The 6,329-nt window shown below is 40.1% G+C and carries 5 protein-coding genes; 4 read left to right on the top strand and 1 reads right to left on the bottom strand.

Annotated features, from left to right (window positions below; translation table 11 throughout):
• Window positions 1–287 precede the first annotated feature (287 nt).
• Window positions 288–1,103 (top strand): hypothetical protein, encoded by an 816-nt coding sequence (locus tag BLP87_RS00895; protein ID WP_074461023.1) that lies wholly within the window; start codon window positions 288–290, stop codon window positions 1,101–1,103.
• Window positions 1,104–1,330: 227 nt separating this feature from the next.
• Here BLP87_RS00895 and BLP87_RS00885 read toward each other — a convergent pair whose 3' ends face one another.
• Window positions 1,331–2,029 carry a YggS family pyridoxal phosphate-dependent enzyme gene (locus tag BLP87_RS00885; protein ID WP_026666570.1) on the bottom strand — a complete coding sequence of 233 codons (699 nt, stop codon included), beginning with the start codon at window positions 2,027–2,029 and terminating at the stop codon, window positions 1,331–1,333.
• A 119-nt stretch (window positions 2,030–2,148) separates the two neighbouring features.
• Between BLP87_RS00885 and BLP87_RS00880 the strand changes: the two genes are divergently transcribed.
• The 3 genes from BLP87_RS00880 to BLP87_RS00870 all read left to right on the top strand — a co-directional run bounded on the left by BLP87_RS00880 (window position 2,149) and on the right by BLP87_RS00870 (window position 6,293).
• A complete protein-coding gene (locus BLP87_RS00880) occupies window positions 2,149–3,033 on the top strand; it encodes a PilZ domain-containing protein (protein WP_026666571.1) in 885 nt (294 codons plus the stop codon).
• Between the two features lie 116 nt (window positions 3,034–3,149).
• On the top strand, window positions 3,150–4,547 hold the full coding sequence (locus BLP87_RS00875) for a glycoside hydrolase family 5 protein (RefSeq protein ID WP_143002060.1): 1,398 nt from the start codon (window positions 3,150–3,152) through the stop codon (window positions 4,545–4,547).
• A 108-nt stretch (window positions 4,548–4,655) separates the two neighbouring features.
• A complete protein-coding gene (locus BLP87_RS00870) occupies window positions 4,656–6,293 on the top strand; it encodes an EAL domain-containing protein (RefSeq protein ID WP_242845821.1) in 1,638 nt (545 codons plus the stop codon).
• The last annotated feature ends 36 nt before the right edge of the window (window positions 6,294–6,329 follow it).

Raw genomic sequence — 6,329 nt, 5'->3', positions numbered from 1 at the left:
AAAAACAGGGTATGTCCCTGTCTAAAAATGCAGGTAGCGAAAAATGGACAGTGAAAAAACAGGGTATGTTCCTGTCTAAAAATGCAGGTAGCGAAAAATAGACAGTGAAAAAACAGGGTATATCCCTGTCTAAAAACGCAGACAACGGAAAATAGACAGGGAAAAGGCAGAAGATAACCCTGTCCCAAAATGCAATTATTGTAAAAAAGATAGGATAACACCGAAAGATAAAGGGAAAACAAGGGAAGCAAAGAAAAATAAAGGAATACAAAGGAGAATAACGTTATATGAACAGCCTTGAAGAATTGTTAAAAAGGGAAAGAGACAGATTGCTCAGGATAAGCAGAATAGTTGAGGACAGGCTGACTGATGCACCGGATGGCTTTTTGAAAATAACTACATCCAAGAATAATACTCAGTTTATCTATTGCTCCGGCAATAATAAAAATTCCTATATCAAGAAAGATAAGGTGAAACTGGCTTATAAACTTGCTCAGAAGTCCTATGACAGCAAGGTGAAAAGGCTTGTTGACAGAAGACTAAAGCAACTTGCAACGATTGCTGAGGAATACAAGGACAACGAGATTGAGGATATATACCGGGAACTGCATCCTATTAGAAAAAGTATCGTAGAAGCAGTTGAGATTCCGTGGGATCAGCGAATCAAGAGATGGAAAAGTGTCCCTTATAACGGAAAAGATTTTGCGGATAATATACCTGTAATATATACAAAGAAAGGGGAACGGGTTCGTTCAAAGACAGAAAAGATACTTGCAGATTACTTCTATGATAATGGTATTGAATATAAGTATGAGTGCCCGTTGAAACTAAGAGGTATAGGAACAATATATCCGGATTTTACATTTTTAAGAAAGAGAGACGGGAAAGAGGTCTATTGGGAGCATGATGGTAGAATGGATGATCCCGGATACGCAGAGAAGGCAATTCAGAAGATCAATTCTTATATGTTAAATGGCATATTTCCGGGGGATAATTTAATATTATCCTTTGAATCCCAAAAAACAGTATTAAGCGATAAAATCATACAGGCACTTGTTGTGAAGTATGGATTAAAGAGCGAACTACCTGAAAGAAATACTTAGGGAAAAGCGGTAAGTACAAGGCGGAGACAATCGTCGATGTGGACATCGACGATTGACGACAACGCAGTACATGGATTATTTCATGAGTATTGTCTAATTGTCATCTTACCGGTACACTTGATGTCAACAACGGGATTATGTATAGCCAAAAACGAGCTGAATAACGGTAATCTTACCGTTATTCAGCTCATCAATTATCTTAGGATATTCAATGTACGAATTTAAATTCAAGCTTTCTTGCTGTAGTCTCTTTCGCCGAAGATGCCGGTTCCGACGCGGACGAAGGTTGCGCCTTCTTCGATGGCAACTTCATAGTCGCCGGTCATGCCCATTGAGAGAGTGTCCATGTGAACGCCGGGAATGGACAGGGAATTAACTTGATCTTTGAGCTCACGGAGACCTTTGAAGTATACGCGGTTTGACTCGGGATCCTCCGTGTAGGGAGCGATTGTCATAAATCCGCGGATGTTAAGATGGGGGAGAGTGCTGATCTCTTTTACAAAATCAATGGCTTCATCCGGTGAGAGACCGAATTTCGTATCTTCGTGAGCCATGTTCACTTCTACGAGAACATCCATTACAAGGTCGTGCTTTGCTGCCTGTTTCTCAATTTCGTCGGCGAGCTTTCTGTTGTCAACGGAATGTATCATGCATGCAACGCCGGGGAGATATTTTACTTTGTTGGCCTGAAGATGACCTATCATGTGCCATGAGAGGGGCTCTGTTATCTCGGCTGTCTTATCTCTTATTTCCTGAACTTTATTTTCTCCGAATACCGTGATGCCGCAGGCCATTGCTTCGCGGATGTCACTTACGGGTTTTGTCTTACTTACCGCTATAAGGGTTACGTCTTCTCTTTTTCTGCCGGCTTTTTCGCAGGCTTTTCTTATGTTTTTTTCTACATATTCAAGGTTTTCTTTTATCATCGGCCGCTCCTTTAATGTTGTTTATAACTCATAAACCGTGTTTTTCTTTATTTTTTGTATTTTATAGTATATCATATGATGTGATGGTGTAACACGATTCAAGTGGGGAAAAAAAGCATATGAAGGTTAGCGAGATCGCAAACGGATCAGAGGTAAAGATTTATGCGGCCATTAACGGACACTCGGTTGTTATCATGACTGAGGCTATTTTTGGTGTGAATGTTGGACTTCTGGTAAGACCGATGGAGTATTTCGGTAAGTATATTCAGTTTTTAGAACCATCCAATGTTCAGATTAGGAACAAGCGTGACGGACGCGTATACAAGTTCATGTCTACAGCAATTTCGCCCGTAAAGACAAGGTACGGGAATTTTCATTTGATCAGGTGCTCATCTATGTTGGAACCTGAGAACTCAAGAAGAGCGGAGCGTTTTTATATCGAAAAGCTCGGACTCATTTCTGTCAACGGAGATAATATGCAGCTTAGAAACTGCCTTGTCCATGATATATCTATGAGAGGAATTTCTCTTGTTGTAGACGATGACACAGAGTGTGTACCCGGAGATAAGATTGACGTAATGTTCAGGTACGGGGCAACACTACATAATTATGAATTAAGCACTGTAGTTGTAAGAAATTTTAAACTTGGCAAAAAAAATGCCGTAGGATGCAGCATATCGAATCTTAATATTGATCTCATCGGACTTTTAAGTTCGAAGAAGAATGAAAAACAGACGAAACTCGATGATGCTCCTGCGACCAATCTTAATCCTACAATTTCCGAACAGCAGCAGATTCTTGAAGTTGAAGAGGATGTTGCAAGGGATATAATTCCGGAGAGACCGGCGACCATTACCATAAGGTCGGGAAAACAGATGAATCTTAAAGACATGGAAGAAAGTACAGATTCAGATGATATGACAATTCTCCGTAAGAATAAGGAAAAGAAGATGGACGATGAAAGGCGTGAGATTGAGAGAATTCTCGATCTTAAAAATATCTGAGGAAATGCCGAACCAATCGGCATTATCTGTACCATTAAAGGGAAGACAGAGCAGTTGTTTAAGACAATAACTGCTCTTTATGCTGTTTACAGCAAAAAATATAGGGGTTAAAAATTGTGAAAAAGAGAAGTGTATTGACGCTTATGCTTGTTATTTCTTTGATCGTTACCGCATGTGGCGGAAAGAACGGCAAGAAAGCAGAAAGTGAAGCCGATAAAGGTGACATGGCTGTTGAGAGTACAGTCGATGGAGAAAAGGTGACTATCGATCTTGGAGGAGCGCAGCTTCGCTGGGATAATCTCGGAGATGCGGAAATCTCTGCCGAAGAATTTGAACGTTTTGACGGAGACGTGGTGCTTACAGCCTATTACAAGACCAATAATTATACGAAGGATTCGTCGCATGAAATTGGTCTGAGACTTAATTGGGACGATAAGTCATTCGGTGAAAACAGGAAAGTAAAAAAAGGAAAAGACAGCATTTCTTTTGAAATCTCAGAGGAAAAGAAAAATTCCATAATCGATGAAGGGTACGTATATGTGTACGGACATAATGTTCTTGTTGATAAAGTGGAGATCACCGGAAAAATGATAGAAGAAAGCGAGAGCTCCGGGCCGCTCTTTACCGAAGAGAACGGTCTTTTGCACGTTGCTGACGGAAAGCTTGTAAATGAAGCCGGAAATCCCATTCAGCTTAAGGGACTTGCAAACTTTTACTTAAGTGTCCAGCCGCAGCTTGCGCGAAAGAGCGTATTTAACAGAATGAAAGAAGAGTGGGGAGCCAATGTATTAAGACTTCCCGTTAATGTCGATACATCATTCTGGGGAACTCCCGAGAAAGGATATGCGTCCGGTTCCGATGAGGACAGGGCAAGGATCACGGCTACACTTGATAAGGCAATCGTTGCTGCAAGAGAAGCCGGTATGTATGCTATTGTTGAGTGGGTTGTTCTTGAAGAAGAGAATCCTTTGAAAGAGATTGAATATGCGAAGAAGTTTTGGGAATATGTTTCTTCGACATACAAGGATGACAAGCATATTATCTATGAGATCTGCAATGAGCCAAACGGCGAGGCAACATGGGATGATGTAAAAGAGTACTGCTCCGTGATCATACCTCTTATCAGAAATAACGATCCGGATTCGCTTATACTTGTCGGAACACCCGACTTTTCGGCAGATCTTTATGCACCTATGAAGGATCCGCTTCAATATGACAACATTATGTATGTTTTCCATGAATATACGGGACATAACAGTGAATTCGAGAGCGAGATAGAACAGATAGATAAAGCGATGGAAGCAAAACTTCCCGTGTTTATGACCGAGGTTGCGGGAACGGATGCCGAACAGGAAGACTATTATGATATGGAGACGATACAGCAGTGGATGCCTATTGTTGAGAAATATAATATAAGCTACATTGTATGGAAACTTGAAAAATATTCCGATTTTGACAGAGATGATGAATATTGGAATTATATGCGTGATTATATGAAGAATGACAGCCCGTAAAAGTTGGGAAATATTAAATATATATAAACGAATTTACACAAATATCGGGGGATAGTATAATATTCTTGTACGATTCAGCTTTTCTGAGAGGGTAATATATTGGATAAGATGGGACTGTTAAGTAAAGTTTTTGAAGCATTTGCGAACTCTTCGGAGAGCAGATATGTATTTTTATTTGATGTAGAAAAAAATATCTGTAGATTTTCCCGGAGTTGCGTCGATAGATTTGCTCTTCCCGGTGAGTATGTAGATAATGCCGGAGAAGTGTGGGCTTCTATAATTAATCCTGCCGACAGGTTCAGATTTCAGAAATCTTTACAGGATTTGTTCACCGGTAATACGAAAATACACGATATGAGCTACAGAGCGCTTGATAAGACGGGAGAGTATGTAGTTTGTTCGTGTAAGGGATTTCTTATTGATGACGATGAAGGTCATCCGGTGTATTTTGCAGGCACGATCGACAATCACGGAATTGCAACCGAATACGATCCCATAACAAATTTATATACAAGATATAAGCTTCTTAACGACCTCAGAGAATATCAGGAGAGAAAAGAAAAGTACAAGATCCTTATGGTCGGACTGTGCAACTTCCATGAGATCAACAATATTTACGGCTATGAAGTCGGAAATAAGGTGCTTAAAAACTTTGCTGAAAAGCTTATCGATTATCTTGACGGAGCTTTTGTATTTCATGCGGGCGGAACAAAGTTTGCAATAGTATCTTCTGTCTTTACCGAAGAAAAAATGTCTTCAATATACAAAGAAATATCCGAATATGCAAGAAATTCGATTGAGATAGAAGGCAGCAAAGTTGCGATAAATATCGGCGGAAGTCTCTCGGAAGTTAGAAATTTTGACGTTGATGTACATACGATATTAACGGGTGTGCTCCTTGGACTGGATGAATCAATTCACGAAAAACATGGAGAACTCGTTAAATTCGGAAATGACAATTATATAAATAACCATGACAGGATTGTTGTCATAAATACACTCAGAAACTGCATAAATGACGGATGCAAGGGATTCTACATGTGCTATCAGCCGATCGTCAACGCAAACACCGAGAAATTGGTGGGTGCAGAGACACTTGTGAGATGGAACATGGAACCTTTTGGAAATATCTCTCCGGGAGATTTTGTTGCATGGCTTGAAAACGATCCTCTTTTCTATGACCTTAGTTACTGGATCATGAAGACGTCAATGACCGCAATAAAAGAGAAGGTGTTACCGATCATGCCTGATTTCCTTCTCAACATAAATCTTTCATATATGCAGCTTGAAAGACAGAATTTCAGGACCGATCTTCTCAGGATAATCGATGAAGTCGGATATCCTCCGAAGAACCTGTGCCTTGAGCTTACGGAGAGGTGCAAGCTTCTTGATGAATCATTTTTGAGAAATGAGATGATCTTCCTTAAATCAAAAGGAATCAAGATCGCACTTGATGATTTCGGAACAGGTTTCTCGGCGCTTGAACTGCTTATAACTTTGCCTATAGATGCGATAAAGATAGACAGATCTTTTGTCATGGATATCGAGAATGTAAAAGAAAAGCAATATGTGGTTGATGCGATTCTTGCATGTGCAAGGAATATGAATATAAGCTCGACGATTGAGGGAATTGAGACCGTGAGCATGAAAGAGATAATGAAGAATTACGGTGCTACGTCTTTCCAGGGATATCTGTATTCCAAGCCGGTTGTAATTGATGAATTTGTAAAGCTGTTACAAAAGTAATGTTACTGTTGTAAGTGTTCAGAAGTGGGCGAAGCA

Origin of the sequence: Butyrivibrio hungatei (genome assembly GCF_900101605.1) — a bacterium.
GTDB classification, from domain to species: domain Bacteria; phylum Bacillota; class Clostridia; order Lachnospirales; family Lachnospiraceae; genus Butyrivibrio; species Butyrivibrio hungatei_B.
Note: the sequence above shows the minus strand (reverse complement) of the source record. Positions and strands in the feature narration are given on the sequence as shown.

What these genes read in the sequence shown, in the direction of transcription:
- BLP87_RS00880 (WP_026666571.1), top strand. Translation starts at nt 2,149, where the DNA reads ATGAAGGTTAGCGAGATCGCAAACGGATCAGAGGTAAAGATTTATGCG.
- BLP87_RS00895 (WP_074461023.1), top strand. Translation starts at nt 288, where the DNA reads ATGAACAGCCTTGAAGAATTGTTAAAAAGGGAAAGAGACAGATTGCTC.
- BLP87_RS00885 (WP_026666570.1), bottom strand. Translation starts at nt 2,029, where the DNA reads ATGATAAAAGAAAACCTTGAATATGTAGAAAAAAACATAAGAAAAGCC.
- BLP87_RS00870 (WP_242845821.1), top strand. Translation starts at nt 4,656, where the DNA reads ATGGGACTGTTAAGTAAAGTTTTTGAAGCATTTGCGAACTCTTCGGAG.